A 23857-nucleotide genomic window follows, 5' to 3' on the forward strand; every position below is an offset into this window, starting at 1 on the left:
CCTTACAGCGTAAGCCTCACTCCGGCGAAGGGGACGTGAGCCGTTCGGCGGGGAACAGCGCCAGCCGGTGGGCCACCGCCGCCGCCTCGCCGCGGCCGGAGACGCCGAGCTTGGCCAGGATGTTGGAGACGTGGACGCTGGCCGTCTTGGGCGAGATGAAGAGCTCCTCGGCTATCTGCCGGTTGGTGCGGCCGTCGGAGACCAGCCGCAGGACGTCCCGCTCCCGGCCGGTGAGGCCGAGGGCGTCTGCCGGGTCGGCGGGCCCGGACGCGGGTACCGGTCCGGCGGCGCGGCCGAGGGTGAGACGGGCACGCCGGCCGAGCACGGCGACCGCGTCGGACAGCGGGCGCGCGCCGAGGTGGTCGGCGACGGTGCGGGCCAGACGCAGCAGCTCCGTGGCGCGGGCGCGCTCGTCGTCGCCGCCGGTGGCCAGGAGGGCGTCGGCCAGCCGGTACCGGACGCGGGCGAGGTCGTAGGGACGCTCCAGGCATTCGAAGGCGGTGACCGCCTCCGACCAGAGCCGGGGGGTGTCGCGGCCCCGGGCGCGGTGGAGTTCGGCGCGGACCCAGCGCTCGTGGGCGACCCAGACCGGGGCGCCCGTCGTCAGGTGCTTCGCGGCCTCGGCGAGGCGGTCGAGGAGGTCGGCGCGGCCCTCCTCGGCGGCCGGCAGGGCACGCGCGTCGGCCTCCGCCGCGGCGGCGGACAGCAGCAGCGGCCAGCCGAAGCGCTGGGTGCCGGGCGGGAAGCCCGCGTCCAGGACGCGGACCAGTTCGGCCCGGGCGTCCGGGAGGCGTCCCTCGGCCGCGGCGACGCCGACGGCGAGGGCCGCCAGCGGCAGGCGGTGCTGCGGCATCGGGTCGTGGGTCCCGTAGGCGGCGCGGGCCTCGGCGAGCAGTCCGGCGGCCTCGGCCCGCTCGCCGCGGGCGAGGGCGACGACGGCGCGTTTGAGTGCGGCGCCGCCGCGTGGCGCGGGGCTGCGGCCCGGTGCTCCGGCCCGGTCCGCCGCTTCGAGGGCCTCGTCCCAGCGGCCCAGGGAGATGAGCGACTCGGCGAGGTTGCCCCAGACCCAGGCCTCGGACTCCAGCAGCCCCCTGCGCCGAGTGAGGTCGATGCCTTCGCGCAGGATGCCGAGCGCGTCCCGCGAGCGGCCGACGCCTTCCAGGGACGAGGGCAGGTTGACGTGGCTGCGAGCCACCACGGCGGACCGGTCCTGGGCCACCACCAGGTCCCTGACCTGGAACATCTCGGCGAGTCCGGCGTCGATCTGCCCGGCGTCCACCATCAGGCCGCCGAGGGTGAGCCGGGCGTTCAGCTCGATCTCCTCGGCGCCCACCATGCGGGCGTACTCGACGGCCCGTTCGGCTGCCGTCATCGCGTCGGGGCCGGGGCTGTGGAGCATCGACCAGTTGGCGGACATGGCGAGCACCTCGGCGTGCACCTGGGACGGCGGCAGGCCGCGGACCAGTTCCTGGGCGATGCCCAGCTCCCGCCAGCCGTCGCCGCGGCCCTGTGCCTGCACCAGCAGCGAGCGCTGGGTCCAGAACCAGGCCGCGCGCTGCGGGTCGCGGCCGCTCGCCCCCGCCCCGGTGCCCGTGTCCTGTTCGTCCTCCAGGAGGCGCAGCGCCCGTTTGGTGATCTTCATGGCGCGTTCGCGCTCCCCGCACAGCCGCCCGGCGACCGCGGCCTCGGCCATCAGGTCCAGGTAGCGCAGGGGCGTGGTGGCGGGGTCGCAGGCGCGGGGAGGGTAGACCTCGGTGCAGTCGACGGGGCGCAAGGTGGCCCGTACGTCGTCGGGGGCGGAGTCCCACAGTTCCATCGCGCGCTCCAGCAGCCGCAGCTGTTCGGAGTAGGCATGCCGGCGGCGGGCCTCGACGGAGGCGTCCAGGACGGCCGGCAGGGCCTTGGCGGGGGCGTGGGCGTGGTACCAGTAGCTGGCCAGGCGCATCACGCGCTCGGCGGCGGGCACCAGCGTGGGATCGGCGTCCAGGGCTTCGGCGTAGCGCCGGTTGAGGCGGGAGCGTTCGCCGGGGAGCAGGTCGTCGCCGACGGCCTCGCGCACCAGGGAGTGCCGGAAGCGGTAGCCGTCGCCGTCGGGCGCGGGGAGCAGGATGTTGGCGTTCACCGCGGAGCGCAGCGCCTCGATGAGGTCGTCCTCGGCGAGCCGGGCGACGGCGGCGAGCAGCCGGTACTCGACGGTGGAGCCGCCCTCGGCGACGATCCGGGCGACCCGCTGGGCGCTCTCGGGCAGGGCTTCGACGCGGACCAGGAGCAGGTCGCGCAGAGAGTCGGTGAGGCCGGTGCAGCTGCCGACGCGTGCGGCGACGGCGAGTTCCTCGACGAAGAAGGCGTTGCCGTCGGAGCGTTCGAAGATCTCGTCGACCTGGAGCTGGTCGGGCTCGTGGGCGAGGATCCCGGCGATCTGGCGGCCCACCTCGTCGCGGGTGAAGCGGCCGAGTTCGAGGCGGCGGACGGTGCGCAGCCGGTCCAGCTCCGCGAGCAGGGGGCGCAGCGGGTGGCGGCGGTGGATGTCGTCGGAGCGGTAGGTGGCGAGGACGACGAGGCGGCCGGTGCGCAGGGTGCGCAAGAGGTAGGCGATCAGGTGGCGGGTGGAGGCGTCGGCCCAGTGCAGGTCCTCCAGGACGAGGACGACCGTGTGCCGGGCGGCGACGCGCTCCAGGAGGCGGGCGGTGAGTTCGAAGAGCCGGGCCATGCTCTCCTCGTCGTGCCGGCCGCCGCCGGTGACCGCCGTGCCCTCGGCCAGTTCGGGCAGCAGCCGGGCCAGTTCCTCCTCCTGGCCGGCGGCCGCGGCGGCCAGCTCCTCGGGCAGGTGGCGGCGCAGGGCGCGCAGCGCGGTGGAGAAGGGTGCGAAGGGCAGCCCGTCGGCGCCGATCTCCACGCAGCCGCCCAGCGCGACGACGGCGCCGCGCCGGTCCGCCGCGGCGGCGAACTCCTCGACGAGGCGGGTCTTGCCGACGCCGGCCTCGCCGCCGAGCAGCAGTGCCTGCGGCTCTCCGCCGGTGGCTGACGCCCTGGTGGCGGTCGCCCCGGCGGCGGTCGCCCCGGCGGTGTCGCTGCCCGTGGCGCGGGCGAGCGCGTCGTTCAACGTGTCCAGTTCGCCGGTGCGGCCGACGAACACGGGACTGACGGACCTGGTCTCCACGGAAGCGAGCATCGCACGCGGGTACGACAGCGGGTCACCGGTTTTCGGCAGGTGGACAACCCCCGCGACGGCGGCGGGAACGACGGCGGGGAGGGAGGCCGTGCGGCCCCCCTCCCCGGCTCCCCCGTTCACGCGGTCCGGGCGAACCGGTGCCCGCGTCGGCGCGGTGTATGGCTCTCGGCCACGGCACCACCGTGCCGGGCCTGGCGGCGGGCGGCGCGGCGGGCCCGGACCACCTCGCGGGCCAGCCGGGCCTCGTCGGCGCGGCGGATCAGTTCGGCGGAGCGGTACTGCTGGAACTCGTACTCGTACATGGTGTGCCCCTCGGCTTCGCTTCGGTTTCGGCTTCGCTTGCTTGCGATGCCTCAACCTTCGTCTCCCAGGGGGGTGGGCCACATCGGGTAAGTTCCGCATCTTCGGCGCCGCGCGGGGCCTTAGACGCGCCTGAGGGGTCTTAGGGCGCGCGCCACAGGCGGGCGACCGTCCTAAGACCCCTCGGGAATGCCTGGTCAGCCGGTGGCGGGCAGCCCCAGCAGGACGTCCGTGTACTTCAGGACGGCCAGCAGCAGGCCGATGACGCCGAGGGCGACGCCCGCCCAGGCGACCGACTTGATCCACGGGGCCTGCGGGCGGCCGGGCGCGCCGAACGCGGGACGGGCCAGCACGACGACGCCGACGATCAGCGCGACCAGGGCGAAGATGCCGCCCCACATCGCGGTGGCCTGCCAGGCGTTGCCGTAGCCCTTCTCGATCAGCGTGCCGACGTCCGACGACGAGGACGTCTGCAGCTGGCCCATCAGCGACTCGCGCGCGGAGGCCACGGTGCCGACCCAGCTCCCGGTCAGGGAGACGATGCCGAGACCGGCGGAGACCACGGCGCCCGCGCCCTGGCCGACGCCGGTGGGGGCCGCCCCGGTCCCTGCGGTGCCGGTGCCGTCCGGGCCCTCGTCCGTGTCCTCGTCCGTCGACGCGTCGGCGTCCTCGGGGGTGTCGGTCCCGGCCGCTTCGGGGGCCTCGGCCGCCTTGGTGACGTCAATGGACTCGGGGGCCTCGGTCGCCTCGGTCGCCTCGGCCGCGTCGGCCGCCTCGTCCGTCTTGTGCTCGTCGGTCTTCACGCCGGTCTCGTCCACTGTCTTCGTTCCCATGCCTCGCACCGTACGGACGCTGTCTGAGAGGTCCCTTAATGATCCCTTTGAGCGGCACGCGCGCGTGCTTCCCGTGCGGCCCGCCACTCGGGTGCGAGCACCGCCCACACCTCCATGTCCTGGCGCGTGCCCCGGTGGGGGAAGCTCTCGCGCAGCACGCCCTCACGCATCATGCCGAGTCGCCGCGCGGCGTTGGCACTCGGGGTGTTCGCCGTCGAGGCGTACCACTCCACGCGGTGCATGCCGCGCTCGTCGAAGGCCCAGTCGATCAGTACGCGGGCACCGCGGGTGACCAGGCCGCGGCCCGTTCCGGCGGGCTCCAGCCAGCAGCCGATCTCGCAGACGCCGGTGGCGGCGTCGAAGACGCGGTAGAGCAGGCCGCCGACGAGGGTGCCGTCCAGCCACAGCCCGTGCAGGAAGCCGCTGTCCGCGGCGTGCCGGTCGGCGTAGGCCTGGAGCACCTCGCGCGCGGAGTCAACGTCGGTGGCTTTCGCCCCGAAGGGGATGTGCTCGGTGATGAAGTCCCGGCCCCGGTCCAGGTGGGCCAGGAACTCCTCGGCGTGCCAGGTCTCCAGGGGGCGCAGTTCGGCTCCGTCGTCACCCAGTGGTATCGCGTACATCCCGCTGCCGTTCCTCCTCCGCAAGGACGTCCGCCACCTCCGCGTCCGTCGCCGCGGCCAGCCTCTCATGGGCGGCCCGGCACTCGGGCGGCTCGATGCTGATGCGCGGCAGGAGGGCGTCCAGGCGGCGCGGCAGCCACCAGTTGGCGCGGCCGAGCAGGTGCATCAGGGCGGGCACCAGGAGGGTGCGCAGCACGAAGGCGTCCAGGGCGACCGCGGCGGCCAGCGCGATGCCGAACATGGCGATCACCCGGTCGCCGCTGAGGACGAAGGCGAGGAAGACCGAGATCATGATGACGGCGGCGGAGTTGATCACGCGGCCGGTCTCGGCGAGCCCGACCCGGACGGCCCGGCGGTTGTCGCCGGTCTCCAGCCACTCCTCGTACATCCGGCTGACGAGGAAGACCTGGTAGTCCATGGAGAGCCCGAAGAGCACCGAGACCATGATCACGGGCAGGAAGGGTTCGATGGGCCCCGCGCTGCCGAGGCCGAGCAGCTCGCTTCCCCAGCCCCACTGGAAGATCGCCACGACCACGCCGAAGGCGGCGGCCACCGCGGCCACGTTCATGGCGGCGGCCTTGAGGGGGATGCCGACGGACCGGAAGGCCAGCAGGAGCAGGAGGCAGCCGAGGCCGATGACGACGCCGACGAAGAGGGGCAGCTTGCCGACGATGACGTCGGCGAAGTCGTCGTAGCCCGCCGTCACGCCGCCGACGTGCACGTCGAGCGCGGTGCCGGCCTCGGCGCGCGGCAGCACCTCGGAGCGCAGCCGCTCGACCAGGTCGCTGGTGTCCTCGGACTGCGGCGCCGACTCGGGTACGACGGTGAGGTACGCGGCGTCGCCCCCGGAGTTGTACATGACCGGCGTCACCGAGGAGACGCCCTCGGTGGTGCGCAGGGTGGCGTCCAGGTTGTCCAGGGCGAGGCGGTCCTCGGCACCGCGGACCTCGGTGACCAGGGTCAGCGGGCCGTTGACGCCGGGGCCGAAGCCGTCGGCGAGGAGGTCGTAGGCCTGGCGGGTGGTGGTGCCCTGGGGGTCGTTGCCCTGGTCGGAGGTGCCGAGGCGCAGGCCGAGGGTGGGCAGGGCGATGACGGTGATGACGACCAGGGCGAGCGCGCCGAGCAGTTTCGGACGGCGCTCGACGAAGGCCGACCAGCGGGCGGCGAACCCGGTCGGCACCTCGGGCTCGGGGCCGTGCTCGGCCAGCCGGCGCCGCTCGCGCCGGCTCAGGGCGCGCGGGCCGATGTACGACAGCAGGGCGGGCAGCAGCGTCACGGAGGCGGCGACGGTGAGGAGCACGGTCAGCGAGGCGGCGACGGCGACGCCGTTGAGGAAGCTCAGCCGGAGGATCAGCATGCCCAGCAGGGCGATGCAGACGGTGGCACCCGCGAACACCACGGCTCGTCCGGTGGTCGCCACGGCGTCGGCGGCGGCGTCCGCCACGGACAGGCCCCGTTTCAGCCCGCGCCGGTGTCTGGTGACGATGAACAGCGCGTAGTCGATCCCCACACCGAGTCCGATGAGGGTGCCGAGCATGGGGGCGAAGTCGGCGACGGTCATGGCGTGGCCGAGGAGCGTGATGCCGGCGTAGGCGGTGCCGACGGAGACCAGCGCGGTGGCGATGGGCAGCAGCGCGGCGGCGACGGAGCCGAAGGCGAGGAACAGGACGACCGCGGCCACGGCCACGCCGACGGCCTCGGCGAGGTGGCTGCCGCCGGACTCGGTGAGCGCTATGGCGCCACCGCCCAGTTCGATCCGGAGTCCGCCGGTCTCGGCGGCCTCTGCGGTGTCGACGACGGCCCGTGCCTGGCCCGGGTCGAGGTCCTGGGAGGCGTCCTCGAAGGTGACGGTGGCGTACGCGGTGTCGGCGTTCTCGCTGATCAGGGGCGAGTCGGCGTCGTGGTACGGGTTGCTGACCGCGGCCACCCCGGGCAGGTCCGCGATGCGGTCCAGGGTGCGGGTCATGGCCTGTTCGACGTCGGCGGCGCGGACGGTGCCGGACGTGGTGTGCCAGACGATCGTGTCGCTGTCGCCGCCGAGGTCGGGGAAGCGGGATTCGAGCAGCCGGGAGGCGCGGTCGGAGCCGGTGCCGGGGATGCCGTAGTCGTTGGAGTACGCGGACCCGGCGACCGTGGCCGCCGTGGCGACGCCGCCGAGGGCGAGCAGCCAGAGCAGGACGGTGACGAGGCGACGTTGAACACACCAGCGTGCGAGGGCTGCCACGAACGTGCTCCCGGGGGGTGTCTGAATTGTGGATCTTTGACCGGGAACACCCGTGAAGCCGGGAAGACCGGGAATGGCCGTCCATGGTGCGAACAGACCGCAAAGAACGCATGAGCAATGCGGAATCACTCTTGCAGGCAGAAGTGATCCTTTGCGGACTTAGTGTCCTTATTCACAACAACGGCCCTGGGGGAACCCGCCGTGCTCGGCGCGTCCCCCCAGGGCCTTGCGTGTGCGGGTGTCAGCCTTCGGCCACGCCCAGCTTCTCCAGGATCAGCTCCTTGACGCGGGCCGCGTCCGCCTGGCCCCTGGTCGCCTTCATGACCGCGCCGACCAGGGCGCCGGCGGCCGCCACCTTGCCGCCGCGGATCTTGTCCGCGACGCCCGGGTTGCCGGCGATGGCCTCGTCGACGGCGGTGGTCAGCGCGCCCTCGTCGGAGACGACCTTCAGGCCGCGCTTGTCGACGACCTCGTCCGGCGTGCCCTCACCGGCGAGGACGCCGAGGATGACCTGGCGGGCCAGCTTGTCGTTCAGCTCGCCCTTGGTCACCAGCTCGGCGACACGGGCGACCTGGACCGGCGTGATCGCCAGCTCGTCGAGCGCCTTGCCCGACTCGTTGGCGCTGCGGGCCAGCTCGCCCATCCACCACTTGCGGGCGGAGGCCGCGTCGGCACCGGCGTCGATCGTGGCGACGATCGGGTCCAGGGCTCCGGCGTTGAGGATGGACTGCATGTCGTTGCCGGAGATGCCCCACTCCTCGCGGAGCCGGTTGCGGCGCACCAGCGGCAGCTCGGGCAGCCCGGAACGGATCTCCTCGACCCACTGGCGGGAGGGAGCGACGGGCACCAGGTCGGGCTCCGGGAAGTACCGGTAGTCCTCGGCCTCCTCCTTCACGCGGCCCGAGGTGGTGGACCCCGTGTCCTCGTGGAAGTGGCGGGTCTCCTGGATGATCGTGCCGCCGTCGTTCAGCACGGCGGCGTGCCGCTGGATCTCGAAGCGGGCGGCCCGCTCGACGGAGCGCAGCGAGTTGACGTTCTTGGTCTCGCTGCGGGTGCCGAACTTCTCCCGGCCGTGCGGGCGCAGCGACAGGTTGACGTCGCAGCGCATCTGGCCCATCTCCATGCGGGCCTCGGACACGCCGAGGGCACGGATGAGTTCGCGCAGCTCACGGACGTACGCCCGGGCGACCTCGGGGGCCCGCTCGCCCGCTCCCTCGATCGGCTTGGTGACGATCTCGATGAGCGGGATGCCGGCGCGGTTGTAGTCGAGCAGGGAGTGCGAGGCGCCGTGGATGCGGCCCGTCGCGCCACCGACGTGCAGCGACTTGCCGGTGTCCTCCTCCATGTGGGCGCGCTCGATCTGGACGCGGAAGGTCTCCCCGTCCTCCAGCTGCACGTCGAGGTAGCCGTCGAAGGCGATCGGCTCGTCGTACTGGGAGGTCTGGAAGTTCTTCGGCATGTCCGGATAGAAGTAGTTCTTCCGGGCGAAGCGGCACCACTCGGCGATCTCGCAGTTCAGCGCGAGGCCGATCTTGATCGCCGACTCGACGCCGGTCGCGTTGACGGCCGGGAGCGCGCCGGGCATGCCGAGGCAGACGGGGCAGGTCTGGGTGTTCGGGTCCGCACCGAGCGCGGTCGAACAGCCGCAGAACATCTTGGTCTTGGTGCCGAGTTCGACATGGACCTCGAGGCCCATGACGGGGTCGTACGACGCGAGTGCGTCCTCGTACGACACCAGGTCGGTCGTGGTGGTCACGGTGAAACTTCCCTCTCAGCCCAGCAGGACGTCGTCGTCGCCGAGACGCTTCAGCTCGCGGTACAGGATGGCGAGGTTGGTGACGACGGCGGCTCCGGTGACGACGGCGTCGAGCAGTCGCAGCGTGTCGCTCTCGCCACGGGCCTTCTTGATCTGCTTGTAGACCCCGACGGCGCCGAACGCCGACGTGGCCATCGAGACGTACAGACCGGACTTGGACTTCTTGAAGCCCTTGGCCTTGGTCAGTGCACTCACAGCGACGGAGCCTCCTCGATCAGCGGGTGGCCCCACTTTTCCACGAAGGCGGCCTCGACGGCGGCGCCGACCTTGTAGAGCCGGTCGTCCTTCATGGCGGGGGCGATGATCTGCAGACCCACCGGCAGGTTGTCCTCCGGCGCGAGGCCGCAGGGCAGCGACATGGCCGCGTTGCCCGCCAGGTTGGTGGGGATGGTGCACAGGTCGGCCAGGTACATCGCCATCGGGTCGTCGGCGCGCTCGCCGATCGCGAAGGCGGTGGTCGGGGTCGTCGGGGAGACGATCACGTCGACCTGCTCGAAGGCCCGCTCGAACTCCTGCTTGATGAGGGTGCGGACCTTCTGGGCGCTGCCGTAGTACGCGTCGTAGTACCCGCTCGACAGGGCGTACGTGCCGAGCATGATGCGGCGCTTGACCTCGGGGCCGAAGCCGGCCTCGCGGGTCAGGGAGGTGACCTCCTCGGCGGAGTGCGTGCCGTCGTCGCCGACGCGCGCGCCGTAGCGCAGGCCGTCGAAGCGGGCGAGGTTGGAGGAGCACTCGGACGGGGCGATCAGGTAGTACGCGGAGAGCGCGAGGTCGAAGGACGGGCAGTCCAGCTCGACGATCTCGGCGCCCAGCGACTTCAGCAGCTCGACGGACTCGTCGAAGCGCTGGACGACACCGGCCTGGTAGCCCTCGCCGCGGAACTGCTTGACGACGCCGACGCGCATGCCGTCGACGCTGCCGTTGCGGGCGGCCTCGACGACCGCGGGGACGGGGGCGTCGATGGAGGTGGAGTCCATCGGGTCGTGGCCGGCGATCACCTCGTGCAGCAGGGCCGCGTCCAGGACCGTGCGGGCGCAGGGGCCGCCCTGGTCGAGGGAGGAGGAGAAGGCCACCATGCCGTAGCGGGAGACGCCGCCGTACGTCGGCTTGACGCCGACCGTGCCGGTGACGGACGCGGGCTGGCGGATGGAACCGCCGGTGTCGGTGCCGATGGCGAGCGGGGCCTGGAAGGCGGCGAGGGCCGCGGAGGAGCCGCCGCCGGAGCCGCCGGGGATCTTGGTGAGGTCCCAGGGGTTGCCGGTCGGGCCGTAGGCGCTGTTCTCGGTGGAGGACCCCATGGCGAACTCGTCCATGTTGGTCTTGCCGAGGATGACGACGTCGGCGGCCTTGAGGCGCTTGGTGACGGTCGCGTCGTACGGCGGGATCCAGCCCTCGAGGATCTTCGAGCCGACGGTGGTGGGGATGCCCTCGGTGGTGAAGATGTCCTTGAGCGCGAGGGGGACGCCGGCCAGCGGACCGAGCTTCTCGCCGCGCTCGCGCTTCTCGTCGACGGCGCGGGCCTGGGCCAGCGCGCCCTCGCGGTCCACGTGCAGGAAGGCGTGCACCTTCTCGTCGACGGCCTCGATGCGGGCCAGGTGGGCCTCGGTGACCTGGACGGCGGTCAGCTCGCCGGAGGCGATCTTCGCGGCGATCTCGGCCGCGGTGAGCTTGATGATGTCGCTCATGGCTTACTCCTCCCCCAGGATCTGCGGCACCTTGAAACGCTGCTGCTCCTGGGCCGGGGCGCCGGAGAGCGCCTGCTCGGGCGTGAGCGACGGACGGACCTCGTCCGGCCGCATGACGTTCGTCAGCGGGAGCGGGTGCGAGGTCGGCGGTACGTCTTGGTCGGCGACCTCGCTGACGCGGGCGACCGCGCCGATGATGTCGTCCAGCTGTCCCGCGAAGTGCTCGAGCTCTTCGGGCTTCAGCTCCAGACGCGCCAGCCGGGCGAGGTGGGCGACCTCCTCGCGCGTGATGCCAGGCATGCAGCGTTCCTCTGGGTGAGTGTGTGGTCGGGGCACTTCGGCCGGGACAAGTCGCTTGTCCCCGTCGATTCGGCCCAATCGGTTTGGCCCAATCCTATGGGGCCGGGCCCCGTGGCCGTTAAACGGTTTCCCCCGGGGGGCGGCTCACCCGCGCCGCGCGTCCCAGGCTGCGCTGCTCAGGAAGTGGTTGTCGTACAGCTCCTGGACCTCCAGCAGGCTCTCCGGGGTGGCCTCGCCGAGGGCGATGCGCTGGAGATGGCGGAAGTACTCGAAGCGTTCGACGCCGGGTGCGAGGACGATGAGCAGGTCGGCGTCGGCGCCCGGCACGGCGGCGAAGGCGTGCGGTTTGCCGGGCGGGACGACGATCAGGTCGCCGGGGCCCGCGGTGAGGACCTCGTCGCCGGAGAGCACGTCGGCGGCGCCGTCGAGGAGGAAGAACATCTCGGCGGAGTTGTCGTGCCAGTGCGGCTTGGCGCCGTCGGCGCCCGCGGTGAGGGTGACGCGCTGGGTGGACAGGGCGCCGCCGGTGGAGCTGCTGTCGGCCAGCAGGCGCACGGCGGTGGGCGCGCGGCCGACGACCTCGGCCTCGGCCTCGCGGACGACCACGGACTCGTCGAACTTCGGAACGAACAGCGACATTCTCGAACCCCCTGAAGACGATTGGGTGCGCTCAGACCGCGAAGAGCAGTCCGGCACTGATGAGGACAACGATCGCGGTGGCGAAGTGGATCCCGAAGGCCACCGCCTTCGTACCCCCGTGGCGCAGCACTATGAGCGTGTCGGCGAGCGGGACGAGGGCGACGCAGAGCATGAACCACGCCTCGGGGCGGGCACCGGCGAAGACCAGCAGCGCCAGCCCCACCACACCGAGCGTGCCGTCCCTGACGCCCTTGACCGTCAGGTAGGCGGCGGCGTCGCCGCCGGCGTCGGCCGGGACACCGTAGCCGGTGGCGGCGGAGGCGGGCTGGAACAGGAAGCGGTACCCCAGGAACAGGCAGAACAGGTTGAGCACGACGGCCAGGGTGTACGCGGTGACGGTCACGGCTTCTCCTTGCTAGCAGCGCTAGGGACAAGAGTGACGCTAACAGATCGACGACAGAATGGCTAGCGCTGCTAGATTGAAGGTCGTGACGATCCACCCGCGCCGGGAGCGTGGCCGGGGTACGGGCTGCGAGGAGCTGCCGGTCGACCCGCGGGTCTCGACCGCGGCGGCCGGGGGCGCGCACGGGACACCGCCGACGCCCGGCCCAGGCCTGCCCGGCTCACCTCTGCCCGGCTCAGGCCTGCCCCGCCCGCCGCCGCGGCGAGCGGGCCGGGTCGCGTGGTGTGGTCGTGGTGGTCAGGTCACTCGTCGCTCGCCGCCGCGGGCAGGGCGGCGGCGGCCCGGACCCAGCCGCGGGAGCCGCGGGCGAGCAGCCAGGCGGTGGTCTCCTCCGGCGGCATCGCGGCCGCGACCAGCCAGCCCTGTACGGCGTCGCAGCCGAGGTCCCGCAGGCGCTCCCAGGTCTCGTCGTCCTCCACGCCCTCGGCGACGACGAGCAGGCCGAGCGAGTGGGCGAGGTCGACGGTGCAGCGCACGATCTCGGCGTCCTCGTTGTCGATGGCCAGCCGGGCCACGAACGAGCGGTCGATCTTCAGCTCGCTGACGGGCAGCCTGCGCAGGTGGACGAGGGAGGAGTAACCGGTGCCGAAGTCGTCCAGGGACATCTTGACGCCGTGTCCGGTCAGCGCGTTGAGGGTGTCGGCCGCGCGCTGCGGGTCCTCCAGGAGGACGTGCTCCGTGATCTCGAGTTGGAGCGCTCCCGCGGGCACTCCGTGCCGGGCGAGCCGGGCGGCCACCGAGCCCGCGAAGCCGGGGGTGTGGACGTCGCGCGGGGAGACGTTGACCGCGACCGGCACGAACAGCCCCTGGGCGCGCCACCGGGCGACCTGGCCGAGCGCCGTCTCCAGTACGTACTCGGTGAGGTGGGGCATCAGCCCGGAGGACTCGGCGATCGCTATGAACTCGTCCGGCGGCACCTTGCCCCGCTCGGGGTGCACCCAGCGCACCAGGGCCTCCAGGCCCGCGACCTGGCCGTCGAAGCGGACCTTGGGCTGGTAGTGCAGCTGGACCTCGTGGGCGTCCAGGGCCCGGCGCAGGTCGCCGAGGAGGCCGAGCCGGTCCGGGGTGTTGGAGTCCCGCTTGGACTCGTAGACCTCCACGCCGGTGCGGTCCCGCTTCGCCTGGTACATCGCCACGTCGGCACGGCGCAGCAGTCCCTCGGCGTCCAGCGCGTGGTCGGGGAAGACGGCGACGCCGGCGCTGGCCTCCAGGACGAGGGTGAGCCCGTCCAGGTCCATGGGGGAGCTGAGGGCGCCCACCAGGCTCCGGGCGATCCGGGTCGCCGACGTGGTGGAGTCGGCGACGGGCAGTAAGACGGCGAACTCGTCACCGCCGAGCCGCGCGGCCTCCGCCCCGCGCGGCAGGGCCTGCCGCAGCCGGTCGGCGGTCTGCAGCAGCAGCCGGTCGCCGGCGAGATGCCCGAGTGTGTCGTTGACCGACCGGAAACGGTCGAGGTCGATCAGCATCAGGGCGGCGCGGGCGCCGATGCGCTCGGCGTCGTCCAGCGCGGTCCAGGTGCGCTCCAGGAGCCACTGCCGGTTGGGCAGGCCGGTGAGCGGGTCGCGCAACTGCTCCTCGGCGCGGGCGCGGGCGATCCACAGCGTGGAGTCGAGGGCGATGAGCGGGATGGCGAACAGCGGCAGCAGCAGCGGCTTGGCGACGGCGACGACGCAGATCAGCGGCGCGATGCCGAGCAGGGCGACCGCGACCAGGCCGTGTCGGACCAGGGCGGTGCGGGCGGCCGTGGGCAGGCCGGGGCGCGGGGTCTGGATGTACCAGAGCAGGGCACGGGTGACGGCGAGGTAGGCGACGGCGACGAGCACCACCTTGGGCGCCGCGTACACCCCCCAGGTCTCGGGGTCCCAGGGGCGCTCCACGGACGGTACGGAGCCGCAGACGCCGAGGACCACGGCGCCCGCGGCGATGCCGAGGATGTCCACCGCGCCGTGCAGGACGCCCTGCCGCCAGCGGCCCCGGCGGGCTATGCCGACCAGGACGACGACGGTGAGGCTGACCATGCCGGCCGGAATCCAGCCGTACAGCAGCAGGACGGCGAGGGTGAGGGCGGCGCCCGAACCGGTGCCGCCCCACCAGCGGGAGCGGCCCAGCATGACCAGGTGGCCGACGACGATGCCGGACAGCACGGCCAGGGACCAGCCGACGGTGCCGGCCGGGAAGAGTGCGTGTCCGTCGCTGAACGCCCGGTAGAAACCGGCGCCCAGGACGAAGGCGGCGGTCGCGACGACGGCCGCGGGCAACGCGGGCCAGGACAGGTGCCGTTCGCCGTCCGGATCGACGAGGCCGTGGGGGTGTCCTTGCGGGTGGCCGTGGGGGCGGCCGACGGCCTGCGGCACGCGGGTGCCCGTCACGGAAGACGGGACGCCACCATCGCGTTGCCCGAGCCACCGGCTCACGTGCCACGCGTCCGCCATGCGACGCAGGCGCAGCCGTGAGCCCGCGGCGGCGCTCTCGGTCGGTTCCATTCCCGTCCCTCTCACAGCCGGCGGTGCCCACGCCACGCGGCCCCCGCCTCGACCACCTTCAACGGCTCCGCGTCAAAGACCCCTCCCCCTGTCACTGGGGGCAGGGGGGTGCCCCGACCGCAGCTGGGCACGGCGGGCGCACACCTCAACAGTAGGCCGCGGAAGGCTTCCAGGGGCACTGGTCGTCGACGGTTGCCCGAATGCCACCCGGCCACCCGTATGCATCTGATATGCGCCGATCGGGTGGCCTTCAACCGCTATTCCTCAGCCGAAAGCGCGACATCCGCCGCCGCTTCGGGTCCTTGTTCGAGCAGAACGGCGAAACCGTCCTCGTTCAGAACCGGCACCTTCAGTTGCATCGCCTTGTCGTACTTCGAACCGGGGTTGTCACCGACCACGACGAACGACGTCTTCTTGGACACCGATCCGGTCACTTTCGCGCCCCGGCTCTGGAGGGCTTCCTTGGCGCCGTCCCGGGTGAAGTTCTCCAGGGTGCCGGTGACGACGACGGTGAGTCCTTCGAGCGGGCGCGGCCCTTCGTCCTCCCCCGTCGACCGGTCCTCCAACGGGACCCCGGCCGCCTTCCACTTGCGCACGATCTCGCGGTGCCAGTCCACCGCGAACCACTCCTTGACGGCGGTGGCGATGGTGCCGCCCACCCCGTCCGTGCTCGCAAGCTCCTCCTCGGTGGCCTGCTCGATGCGGTCGATGGAGCGGAACTCGCGGGCGAGGGCCTGGGCGGCGACCGGCCCGACGTACCGGATGGAGAGGCCGTTGATGAAGCGGGCCAGCGGGCGGGTCTTGGCCTCCTCGATGTGCTGGAGCAGCGCGAGGGTGTTCTTCTTCGGCTCGCCCTCCTTGTTGGCGAAGACCGTGGCGATCTTCTCCTCGCCGGTCTTGGGGTCGCGCTTGGGCAGCCCGCTGTCGGGGTCCAGGACGTACGCCTTGATGGGCAGCAGCTTCTCGACGGTGAGGTCGAAGAGGTCGCCCTCGTCCACCAGGGGCGGCTCGGACGGCTCCAGCGGCCCGGTCAGCGCGGCCGCCACGACCCCGCCGAAGTGCTCGATGTCCAGGCACTCCCGGCCCGCGAGGTAGGCGACCCGCTCGCGCAACTGGGCCGGGCAGGCGCGGGCGTTGGGGCAGCGGAGGTCGATGTCGCCCTCCTTCATCGCCTTCAGCGGCGTCCCGCACTCGGGGCACTCGGCCGGCATCACGAACTCCCGCTCGCTGCCGTCCCTGAGGTCGGCGACCGGCCCGAGGATCTCCGGGATCACGTCACCGGCCTTGCGCAGCACCACGGTGTCGCCGATGAGCACGCCCTTGGCCTTGACGACCTCCTGGTTGTGCAGGGTGGCGAACTCCACCTCGCTGCCGGCCACCGTGACCGGCTCGACCTGCGCGTACGGCGTGACGCGGCCGGTGCGGCCGACGCCCACCTTGATGTCGACCAGCTTGGTGTTGACCTCTTCCGGCGCGTACTTGTAGGCGATGGCCCAGCGGGGCGCGCGGGCGGTGGAGCCGAGCCGGCCCTGGAGGCGGATCTCGTCGACCTTGACGACGACGCCGTCGATCTCGTGCGCGACGGAGTGCCGGTTCTCGCCGTAGTACGCGATGAACTCGCGTACGCCGTCCAGGCCGTCGACCACCCGGTTGTGCGGGGAGGTGGGCAGGCCCCAGGCCTTCAGCAGGTCGTACGCCTGGGAGAGGCGGGTCAGGCCCGAGTAGCCCTCCAGGGTGCCGATGCCGTGGACCACCATGTGCAGCGGGCGGGAGGCGGTGACGCGCGGGTCCTTCTGGCGCAGCGAACCGGCCGCCGCGTTGCGCGCGTTGGCGAAGGGCTTGTCCCCCGCCTCGTTCAACCGGGCGTTGAGCTCCTGGAACTTCTCCATCGGGAAGTAGACCTCGCCCCGGATCTCCACCAGGTCGGGGACCTTGTCGCCCGCCAGGCGGTCGGGGATCTCGGCGATGGTGCGGACGTTGGGCGTGATGTCCTCGCCGGTGCGGCCGTCGCCGCGGGTGGCGGCGCGGACGAGGCGGCCGCGCTCGTAGGTGAGGTTGACGGCGAGTCCGTCGACCTTCAGCTCGCACAGGAAGTGGTACTCCTGCTCGCCCAGCTCCCGGGCGATGCGCTCGAACCAGGCGGCCAGCTCGTCGTCGTTGAAGGTGTTGTCCAGGGAGAGCATCCGCGTGGGGTGCTGCACGGCCGTGAACTCGGTCGCGTAGGCGCCGGCGACCTTCTGGGTCGGGGACTCGGGGGTGCGCAGCTCCGGGTGCCGCTCCTCCAGCTCCTCCAGGGTGCGCAGCAGCCGGTCGAACTCCGCGTCGCTGACGACGGGCGCGTCGTTCACGTAGTACCGGAAGCGGTGCTCCTCGATCTGCTCGGCGAGCTGCGCGTGCCGCTCCCGCGCCTCGGCGGGCACACTCGTCGTCTCCGCCTGCTTGTCGCCCTGCTTGTCGCCGGCCACCGTATGTCCTCCCGTTACTCTGGGTTGTCCGCGAGAGATCTTGCCGCCCGGACGCAGTGGGCGAGCGCGCGCCGGGCGTAGTCCGGGGAGGCACCCGCGAGTCCGCACGCCGGAGTGACGGTGACCGCCTCCGCGAGCAGCTCCGGACGCAGCCCCAGCCTGCGCCACAGCGTTCTGACACCCCTGACGCTACCGGCAGGGTCTGACAATGCGGTGTCCGTGCCCGGCACGACACCGGTGAAGAGCCGGGTGCCGCCCTCGACGGCCTCGCCGATGGCGTCGTCGTCACGCTCGGTGAGAAGCGAGAAGTCGAAGGAGACACCCGCGACACCCGCCCGGCGCAGCAGGGCGAACGGCACGTCCGGCGCGCAGGAGTGGACCACGACGGGGCCGCCGTCGTGCACCCCGGCGACCTCGCGGAGGGATCCCTCCACGACCTGGCGGTCGACGGCGCGGTGGGTGCGGTAGCCGCTGGCGGTGCGGATCCGGCCGCGCAGGACCGCGGTGAGGGAGGGTTCGTCGAGCTGGAGGACGACACGGGCACCCGGCACGCGGCGCCGTACTTCCGCCAGGTGCAGGCGCAGGCCCTCGGCGAGCGAGGCGGCGAGGTCGCGGCAGGCGCCGGGGTCGGAGAGGACCGCCTCGCCGCCCCGCAGTTCCAGGGCGGCGGCGAGGGTCCACGGGCCGACGGCCTGGACCTTGAGCGGGCCCTCGTAGCCCTGGGTGAACTCCTCCAGGGCGTCGAGGTCCTCGCCCAGCCAGGCCCGGGCCCGCTTGGTGTCCCGGCCCGGGCGGTCGCCGAGCCGCCAGCCGCTGGGCTCCACGCGCGCGTACAGCTCGACGAGCATGCCGGCGGTGCGGCCGATCATGTCGGCGCCGGGGCCGCGGGCGGGCAGCTCGGGGAGGAAGGGGAAGTCCTCGAAGCTGCCGGTGGCGGTCTTGGCGGCCTCTCGGGCGTCGTGGCCCGGGAGGCTGCCGATGCCGGTGGCGGGGGCGAAGGTGTCGTTCACGGGGCAAGCGTACGCAGGGGCGCGGGGCTTGATTTCGCCCCCGCCGCCCCTTCCCGTCCCCGACCCTGGGGGCTGCCGCCCCCAGACCCCCCGCTTTCGGCCTGGACGGCCTCGTCCTCAAACGCCGGACGGGCTGAGTGATCCGGTCCGGGGTTCCGGAAGGGCGCTCACCGTCCCGGGCGTACCGTCAGGTCGTTGACCTCCGCGTCCCTCGGGAGGTCCAGGGCCATCAGGATGGTCGTGGCGACGGACTCGGGGTCGATCCACTTCGCCGGGTCGTAGTCCTTGCCCTCCTGCTGGTGGACCTTGGCCTGCATGGGGCTGGCGGTGCGGCCGGGGTAGACCGAGGTGACGCGGACGCCGTTGGCGTGCTCCTCCTGGCGCAGGGCGTCGGCAAGCGCCTTCAGGCCGTGCTTGGAGGCGCCGTACGCGGCCCAGCCGGCGTGGGCGTTGAGGCCCGAGCCGGAGTTGACGAAGATCACCTGGCCCTGGGCCACCCGGAGCTGGGGCAGCAGCAGGCGGGTCAGCTCGGCGGGGGCGACGAGGTTGACGCTGAGCTGGTGGAGCCAGGTCTTCGGGGTGAGGTCGCCGACCGGGCCGAGGTCGACGACCCCGGCGATGTGCAGCAGCGAGTCCACCCGGTCGGGCAGGCTCTGGTGGGAGAGGGCCCAGGACAGCTTGCCGGGGTCGGACAGATCGCCGACCAGCGTCTTCGCACCGGGAAGCGCGGCGGCGAGTTCCTTCGCGCGGCCCGCGTCGCGCGCGTGGAGCACGACCTCGTCACCGCGTTCGTGCAGGCGGCGGGCGACGGCCGCGCCGATGCCGGAGCCCGCTCCGGTGATCACATGTGTAGCCATGCCCGCCATGCTCGCACCACCGGCGTGCTACTCGATGCCCTGGCTCTCCTCCAGGTAGGCGAGCGCGCCCACCGGCTCCTCGGCGAAGAAGACCAGCTCGGTGAGGGGGCGGGGCAGGAAGCCCTCGTCCTCCATGCGGCGGAACTGCTCCTTGAGGCCGTCGTAGAAGCCCGCGGTGTTCAGCAGGACGACCGGCTTGTCGGTGTGCCCGTGCTTCTTCAGCTCCAGGATCTCGGTGGCCTCGTCGAGCGTGCCGGTGCCGCCCACCATGATGACCACGGCGTCGGCCTTCTCCAGCAGCAGCCGCTTGCGCTCGGCCAGGTCCTTCGCGATCACCATCTCGTCGGCGCCCTCGCGCGCCTTGGCGGCCAGGAAGTCCACCGAGACCCCGAGCAGCTTTCCGCCGGACTCCTGCACGCCGTCGGCGACCACCTTCATCAGACCGACGTCGGAGCCGCCCCAGACGAGGGTGTGCCCGCCCTTGCCGAGCAGTTCGGCGAACTCCTTGGCGGGGCGCGTGTAGTGCTCGTCGAGGTCGGCGGCGGAGAGGAAGACGCAGATGTTCATGGCGTCCACCGTACGGCCCGCCGGGACGGGAAGAACCGGGCGTCCGGGCACGCTGTAGTGACGAAGACCACTGCCACCGAGGAGGACGATCGTGACCAAGGGACCCAAGGGACTCGGGGGACACCGCATCACCGTCGAACCGAGCGAGCGGCACGTGCGCGTGGTGCACGGCGGGCAGGTGCTGGCGGAGAGCGACGGGGCGCTGGTGCTCCACGAGACGGGCTTGCCTGACCGGTATTACATCCCGCCCCAGGACGTACGCCTCGACCTGCTGACGCCGTCCGACACGCAGACCCACTGCCCCTTCAAGGGCGACGCGTCCTACTGGTCGCTGCCCGGCGCGGCGGACCTGGTGTGGGCGTACCCGGACCCGAAGCCGGAGGTCGCGGAGATCAAGGACCACCTCTGTTTCTACGAAGTCGAGGTGTCCTGAGCGATGAATCACCTGCCGTAGGGCAGTCTGCACTGGCATGGAGATGACGACTGTTTCGCGTGACGGCACCCGCATCGCCTACGAACGCTCCGGGCAGGGGCCGGCGGTCGTGCTCGTCAGCGGCGCGATGTCGACGGGGGCCACGACGGCGCCCCTGGCCGCCGAGCTGTCGGGCCGTTTCGACGTCACCGTGTACGACCGCCGGGGGCGCGGCGAGAGCGGCGACACCGCGCCCTACGCGGTGGAACGCGAGATCGAGGACCTGGCGGCGCTGATCGAGGCGCTGGGCGGCGAGGCGTCGTTGTACGGGATGTCGTCGGGCGGCGCGCTGGTGCTCCGGGCGGCGGCGAGCGGTCTGCCGGTGCGCCGGGTCGCCGTCTACGAGGTGCCGTACGCCATGGACGACGCCGCCGTACGGGCCGCGGCCCAGTACACCGGGCGGCTGGCCGAGGCGCTGGGGCAGGGCCGGCGCGGGGACGCGGTGGAGCTGTTCCTCCGCCACACGGGGCTGGGCGAGGAGATGATCCGGGGCGCCCGGCAGTCCCCCATGTGGGCCGGGATGGAGTCGGTGGCGCCGAGCCTCGCGTACGACGACGCCGTGCTGGGCGACGGCCGGGTGCCCCGCTCCGAGATCGCCGCGATCACCGTGCCGCTGCTGGTCCTCGCGGGCGGCGCGAGCGACGCGTGGTGGCACGAGGCGGCCCGGGCGATCGCGGAGGCGGCTCCCGACGGCAGGTACGGCACCGTGGACCGGCAGACCCACATGGTGGAGCCGGGCGTACTGGCGCCGGTGCTCGCGGAGTTCCTCGCGGGCTGAGCCGGCGCCTTCGAGGTCGCCCCCTGCGTCCGGGCGGACGGCTCAGGCGGCTCCGGCCGTCGCGCGCGTCGTCGACGCGATGGTCGCCGAGCCCACCACACGCGTGCCGTCGTACAGCACGATCGCCTGGCCGGGGGCGACGCCCCGGACCGGCTCGCTGAAGGTCACCTCCAGGGTGCCGTCGACGAGTTCGGCGCGGACCTCGGTCTCGCCGCCGTGGGCGCGGAGCTGGGCGGTGTAGGTGCCGGGGCCGGTGGGGGCGGCGCCGCACCAGCGGGGCTTGATCGCGCGGAGGGCGTCGACGTCGAGGGCCTCGGCCGGGCCGACCGTCACGGTGTTGTTCACCGGGGAGATGTCCAGGACGTAGCGCGGCTTGCCGTCGGGGGCCGGGGTGCCGATGCGGAGGCCCTTGCGCTGGCCGATGGTGTAGCCGTAGGCGCCCTCGTGGGTGCCGAGCCGGTTGCCCGCCTCGTCGACGATGTCGCCCTCCGCCTTGCCGAGCCGGTCGGCGAGGAAGCCCTGGGTGTTGCCGTCGGCGATGAAGCAGATGTCGTGCGAGTCGGGCTTCTTGGCGACCGCGAGGCCCCGGCGCTCGGCCTCCGCGCGGATCTCGTCCTTGGTGGTGACCGTGTCGCCGAGCGGGAACATGGCGTGGGCGAGCTGCCGGTCGTCGAGCACCCCGAGGACGTAGCTCTGGTCCTTGGCCATGTCGGAGGCGCGGTGCAGCTCGCGGACGCCGTCCTCGCGCAGGATCACCTGGGCGTAGTGGCCGGTGCAGACGGCGTCGAAGCCGAGCGCGAGGGCCTTGTCCAGGAGGGCCGCGAACTTGATCTTCTCGTTGCAGCGCAGGCACGGGTTGGGGGTGCGGCCGGCCTCGTACTCGGCGACGAAGTCCTCGACCACGTCCTCCCGGAAGCGGTCGGCGAGGTCCCACACGTAGAACGGGATGCCGATGACGTCGGCGGCGCGGCGAGCGTCCCGTGAGTCCTCGATGGTGCAACAGCCCCGGGCGCCCGTGCGGAAGGACTGCGGGTTCGCGGAGAGGGCCAGGTGGACGCCGGTCACGTCGTGCCCCGCCTCGGCCGCGCGGGCGGCGGCGACGGCGGAGTCGACTCCGCCCGACATGGCGGCGAGGACGCGGAGGGGGCGGGTGCGCTGCGGGGTCTCAGTCATAACTCCTCCAGAGTACGGGGGAAGCGGGAACCGGAGCGCGCGAGTATGCGTTGAAGATCGCATGGGGGCGAAGCAGGGATCCACGAGCGGGTCCACACCGGGCGGGCCGGCCGGCGGCGGGTCCGCGGACGGCGACCGCCGTATCGGCCGCCGCGCGCTGATCGTCGGCGGGGCGGCGGCGGCCGTGGGCACCGGTGTGCTGGCCCGCGACGAGCTGTCCCGGCTGTGGTGGCGGATACCGGGCGTCGAGCGGCCCCGCGAGGACGGCGTGGTCGACTACGCGGGCGCGCGCTGGGTGGCGGCGTCGGACGCGAACTGGCGGCGGGCGGACCGGCCGGACGACTTCGGCATCGACATGGTGATCGTCCATGTCACACAGGGCAGCTTCGACAGCGCGGTGCGGGCCTTCCAGGACCCGGGGCACAAGGCGGCCGCGCACTACATCGTCGGGCAGGACGGGCGCGTCACCCAGATGATCCGCGAGCTGGACGTGGCCTACCACGCGGGCAACCGCGACTACAACGAACGCAGTGTCGGCATCGAGCACGCGGGCTTCGTGGACCGCCCGCAGGACTTCACCGACGCGATGTACGCCGCCTCGGCGCGGCTGACGGCGGGGATCTGCGCGCGGTACGGCATACCCGTGGACCGCAAGCACATCCTGGGCCACGTGGAGGTGCCGGGCACCGACCACACCGACCCGGGGCCGCACTGGGACTGGGACCGGTATCTGGAGCTGGTGCGGCGGGCGGCCACGAGCGGTCCGTCGAAGCCGCCGACCAAGGCCTGAGCCCCGCGGCAGCCCGTACGGCACGTACGCCGGCTCCTACGACAGCCCCGCCGCCCGGGCGCGTTCCACCGCGGGGCCGATCGCCTTGGCGACCGCCTCCACGTCGGCCTCGGTCGAGGTGTGCCCCAGGGAGAAGCGCAGGGTGCCGCGGGCCAGGTCGGGATCGGTTCCGGTGGCCAGCAGGACGTGGCTGGGCTGGGCGACGCCCGCGGTGCAGGCGGAGCCGGTGGAGCACTCGATGCCCTGGGCGTCGAGCAGCAGGAGGAGCGAGTCGCCCTCGCAACCCGGGAAGGTGAAGTGGGCGTTGGCCGGCAGGCGTCCCCCGGGTGACGGGTCGCCGCCGAGGATGGCGTCCGGGACGGCCGTACGGACGGCGTCGACCAGGTCGTCGCGCAGGGCGCCGATCTCGCGGGCGAACCACTCGCGCTGCTCGGCGGCGAGACGCCCGGCGACCGCGAAGGAGGCGACGGCGGGGACGTCGAGGGTGCCGGAGCGCACGTGGCGTTCCTGGCCGCCGCCGTGCAGGACGGGGACGGGGCTGTACTCCCGGCCGAGCAGCAGCGCGCCGATGCCGTAGGGGCCGCCGATCTTGTGGCCGGAAACGGTCATGGCGGCGAGCCCGGAGTCGGCGAAGCCGACCGGGAGCTGGCCGAAGGCCTGGACCGCGTCGGCGTGCAGCGGCACGTCGAACTCGGCGGCCACGTCGGCGAGTTCCCGGACCGGCATGATGGTGCCGATCTCGTTGTTGGCCCACATGACGGTGGCGAGGGCGACGTTCCCGGGGTCGCGGGCGATGGCCTCGCGGAGCGCCTGGGGGTGGACCCGGCCCTGGGCGTCGACCGGCAGGTACTCGACGGTGGCGCCCTCGTGCTCGCCGAGCCAGTGGACGGCGTCGAGGACCGCGTGGTGCTCGACGGGGCTGGCCAGGACCCGGGTGCGGGCCGGGTCGGCGTCGCGTCGGGCCCAGTACAGGCCCTTGACGGCGAGGTTGTCGGCCTCGGTGCCGCCGGAGGTGAGGACCACCTCGCTGGGGCGGGCGCCGAGCGCCTCGGCGAGGTTCTCGCGGGCCTCCTCGACGGTGCGCCGCGCCCGGCGGCCGGACGCGTGCAGGGAGGAGGCGTTGCCGGTGGCGCTCAGGTGCGCGGTGAGCGCCTCGACCGCCTCGGGAAGCATCGGGGTGGTCGCGGCGTGGTCGAGGTAAGCCATGGTG

At 72.8% G+C, this 23857-nt stretch carries 21 protein-coding genes; 3 read left to right on the forward strand and 18 right to left on the reverse strand.

Annotated features, from left to right (window positions below; genetic code table 11):
- Positions 1-16: 16 nt before the first annotated feature.
- From R2E43_RS11015 to R2E43_RS11090, 16 genes are all read right to left on the reverse strand, one after another.
- Positions 17-3172, reverse strand: a complete 3156-nt coding sequence (locus R2E43_RS11015; protein WP_332056148.1) for a helix-turn-helix transcriptional regulator — start codon at positions 3170-3172, stop codon at positions 17-19.
- 116 nt (positions 3173-3288) lie between these two features.
- Positions 3289-3474, reverse strand: a complete 186-nt coding sequence (locus R2E43_RS11020; protein WP_003973493.1) for a hypothetical protein — start codon at positions 3472-3474, stop codon at positions 3289-3291.
- 195 nt (positions 3475-3669) lie between these two features.
- Positions 3670-4305 (reverse strand): hypothetical protein, encoded by a 636-nt coding sequence (locus R2E43_RS11025; protein WP_030870079.1) that lies wholly within the window; start codon positions 4303-4305, stop codon positions 3670-3672.
- Between the two features lie 35 nt (positions 4306-4340).
- Complete coding sequence (locus R2E43_RS11030) at positions 4341-4925, reverse strand: GNAT family N-acetyltransferase (RefSeq protein WP_003973495.1); 585 nt, start codon at positions 4923-4925, stop codon at positions 4341-4343.
- Positions 4903-7149: an MMPL family transporter gene (locus R2E43_RS11035; RefSeq protein ID WP_003973496.1), complete on the reverse strand. Its 2247-nt coding sequence runs from the start codon at positions 7147-7149 to the stop codon at positions 4903-4905. The genes R2E43_RS11030 and R2E43_RS11035 overlap by 23 nt, the downstream gene beginning before the upstream one ends.
- Positions 7150-7390: 241 nt before the next feature.
- Positions 7391-8905: an Asp-tRNA(Asn)/Glu-tRNA(Gln) amidotransferase subunit GatB gene (gatB, locus tag R2E43_RS11040; protein ID WP_011030281.1), complete on the reverse strand. Its 1515-nt coding sequence runs from the start codon at positions 8903-8905 to the stop codon at positions 7391-7393.
- Positions 8906-8920: 15 nt separating this feature from the next.
- Positions 8921-9160 carry a hypothetical protein gene (locus tag R2E43_RS11045; RefSeq protein ID WP_007444751.1) on the reverse strand — a complete coding sequence of 80 codons (240 nt, stop codon included), beginning with the start codon at positions 9158-9160 and terminating at the stop codon, positions 8921-8923.
- Positions 9157-10650 carry an Asp-tRNA(Asn)/Glu-tRNA(Gln) amidotransferase subunit GatA gene (gatA, locus tag R2E43_RS11050; RefSeq protein ID WP_003973499.1) on the reverse strand — a complete coding sequence of 498 codons (1494 nt, stop codon included), beginning with the start codon at positions 10648-10650 and terminating at the stop codon, positions 9157-9159. The genes R2E43_RS11045 and gatA overlap by 4 nt, the downstream gene beginning before the upstream one ends.
- Positions 10651-10653: 3 nt before the next feature.
- Positions 10654-10950 carry an Asp-tRNA(Asn)/Glu-tRNA(Gln) amidotransferase subunit GatC gene (gene gatC, locus R2E43_RS11055; protein ID WP_003973500.1) on the reverse strand — a complete coding sequence of 99 codons (297 nt, stop codon included), beginning with the start codon at positions 10948-10950 and terminating at the stop codon, positions 10654-10656.
- A gap of 144 nt (positions 10951-11094) precedes the next feature.
- Positions 11095-11589 carry a cupin domain-containing protein gene (locus tag R2E43_RS11060; RefSeq protein WP_319129901.1) on the reverse strand — a complete coding sequence of 165 codons (495 nt, stop codon included), beginning with the start codon at positions 11587-11589 and terminating at the stop codon, positions 11095-11097.
- Between the two features lie 31 nt (positions 11590-11620).
- Complete coding sequence (locus tag R2E43_RS11065) at positions 11621-11992, reverse strand: DUF4267 domain-containing protein (RefSeq protein ID WP_093457046.1); 372 nt, start codon at positions 11990-11992, stop codon at positions 11621-11623.
- A gap of 302 nt (positions 11993-12294) precedes the next feature.
- Entirely contained in the window at positions 12295-14535 is a 2241-nt protein-coding gene (rmdB, locus tag R2E43_RS11070) for a cyclic Di-GMP phosphodiesterase RmdB (protein ID WP_016327316.1), read from the reverse strand.
- A 257-nt stretch (positions 14536-14792) separates the two neighbouring features.
- Positions 14793-17000, reverse strand: coding sequence for an NAD-dependent DNA ligase LigA (ligA, locus tag R2E43_RS11075; RefSeq protein WP_003973504.1), 2208 nt, complete (start codon positions 16998-17000; stop codon positions 14793-14795).
- 14 nt (positions 17001-17014) lie between these two features.
- Entirely contained in the window at positions 17015-18010 is a 996-nt protein-coding gene (locus tag R2E43_RS11080; RefSeq protein WP_011030277.1) for a methionine synthase, read from the reverse strand.
- A gap of 167 nt (positions 18011-18177) precedes the next feature.
- A complete protein-coding gene (locus tag R2E43_RS11085; RefSeq protein ID WP_030870060.1) occupies positions 18178-18867 on the reverse strand; it encodes an SDR family oxidoreductase in 690 nt (229 codons plus the stop codon).
- A gap of 27 nt (positions 18868-18894) precedes the next feature.
- Positions 18895-19434 carry an LOG family protein gene (locus R2E43_RS11090; protein WP_003973507.1) on the reverse strand — a complete coding sequence of 180 codons (540 nt, stop codon included), beginning with the start codon at positions 19432-19434 and terminating at the stop codon, positions 18895-18897.
- A gap of 91 nt (positions 19435-19525) precedes the next feature.
- Here R2E43_RS11090 and R2E43_RS11095 point away from each other — a divergent pair, with 91 nt between their 5' ends.
- A complete protein-coding gene (locus tag R2E43_RS11095; protein ID WP_003973508.1) occupies positions 19526-19867 on the forward strand; it encodes a DUF427 domain-containing protein in 342 nt (113 codons plus the stop codon).
- A 37-nt stretch (positions 19868-19904) separates the two neighbouring features.
- On the forward strand, positions 19905-20684 hold the full coding sequence (locus R2E43_RS11100) for an alpha/beta fold hydrolase (RefSeq protein ID WP_003973509.1): 780 nt from the start codon (positions 19905-19907) through the stop codon (positions 20682-20684).
- Between the two features lie 42 nt (positions 20685-20726).
- Here the strand turns inward: R2E43_RS11100 and mnmA are convergent, their stop codons facing one another.
- Entirely contained in the window at positions 20727-21857 is a 1131-nt protein-coding gene (gene mnmA, locus R2E43_RS11105; RefSeq protein ID WP_003973510.1) for a tRNA 2-thiouridine(34) synthase MnmA, read from the reverse strand.
- Between the two features lie 61 nt (positions 21858-21918).
- On the opposite strand from mnmA, the gene R2E43_RS11110 reads away from it, so the two are divergent.
- Positions 21919-22647: an N-acetylmuramoyl-L-alanine amidase gene (locus tag R2E43_RS11110; RefSeq protein WP_003973511.1), complete on the forward strand. Its 729-nt coding sequence runs from the start codon at positions 21919-21921 to the stop codon at positions 22645-22647.
- A 36-nt stretch (positions 22648-22683) separates the two neighbouring features.
- On the opposite strand, the gene R2E43_RS11115 is transcribed toward R2E43_RS11110, so the two are convergent.
- The gene (locus tag R2E43_RS11115; protein ID WP_319129899.1) at positions 22684-23853 is read right to left on the reverse strand and encodes a cysteine desulfurase family protein; all 1170 of its coding nucleotides are present in this window, start codon (positions 23851-23853) and stop codon (positions 22684-22686) included.
- Positions 23854-23857: the final 4 nt, after the last annotated feature.

The sequence above is a fragment of the Streptomyces violaceoruber genome (assembly GCF_033406955.1).
Classification (GTDB): Bacteria; Actinomycetota; Actinomycetes; order Streptomycetales; family Streptomycetaceae; genus Streptomyces; species Streptomyces violaceoruber.

Bases quoted from the DNA above. Each gene is read 5' to 3' on its own strand.
- R2E43_RS11015 (WP_332056148.1), bottom strand. From the start codon at position 3,172: ATGCTCGCTTCCGTGGAGACCAGGTCCGTCAGTCCCGTGTTCGTCGGC.
- R2E43_RS11020 (WP_003973493.1), bottom strand. From the start codon at position 3,474: ATGTACGAGTACGAGTTCCAGCAGTACCGCTCCGCCGAACTGATCCGC.
- R2E43_RS11025 (WP_030870079.1), bottom strand. From the start codon at position 4,305: ATGGGAACGAAGACAGTGGACGAGACCGGCGTGAAGACCGACGAGCAC.
- R2E43_RS11030 (WP_003973495.1), bottom strand. From the start codon at position 4,925: ATGTACGCGATACCACTGGGTGACGACGGAGCCGAACTGCGCCCCCTG.
- gatA (WP_003973499.1), bottom strand. From the start codon at position 10,650: ATGAGCGACATCATCAAGCTCACCGCGGCCGAGATCGCCGCGAAGATC.
- gatC (WP_003973500.1), bottom strand. From the start codon at position 10,950: ATGCCTGGCATCACGCGCGAGGAGGTCGCCCACCTCGCCCGGCTGGCG.
- R2E43_RS11060 (WP_319129901.1), bottom strand. From the start codon at position 11,589: ATGTCGCTGTTCGTTCCGAAGTTCGACGAGTCCGTGGTCGTCCGCGAG.
- rmdB (WP_016327316.1), bottom strand. From the start codon at position 14,535: ATGGAACCGACCGAGAGCGCCGCCGCGGGCTCACGGCTGCGCCTGCGT.
- R2E43_RS11085 (WP_030870060.1), bottom strand. From the start codon at position 18,867: ATGGCTACACATGTGATCACCGGAGCGGGCTCCGGCATCGGCGCGGCC.
- R2E43_RS11090 (WP_003973507.1), bottom strand. From the start codon at position 19,434: ATGAACATCTGCGTCTTCCTCTCCGCCGCCGACCTCGACGAGCACTAC.
- R2E43_RS11100 (WP_003973509.1), top strand. From the start codon at position 19,905: ATGGAGATGACGACTGTTTCGCGTGACGGCACCCGCATCGCCTACGAA.
- mnmA (WP_003973510.1), bottom strand. From the start codon at position 21,857: ATGACTGAGACCCCGCAGCGCACCCGCCCCCTCCGCGTCCTCGCCGCC.
- R2E43_RS11110 (WP_003973511.1), top strand. From the start codon at position 21,919: ATGGGGGCGAAGCAGGGATCCACGAGCGGGTCCACACCGGGCGGGCCG.
- R2E43_RS11115 (WP_319129899.1), bottom strand. From the start codon at position 23,853: ATGGCTTACCTCGACCACGCCGCGACCACCCCGATGCTTCCCGAGGCG.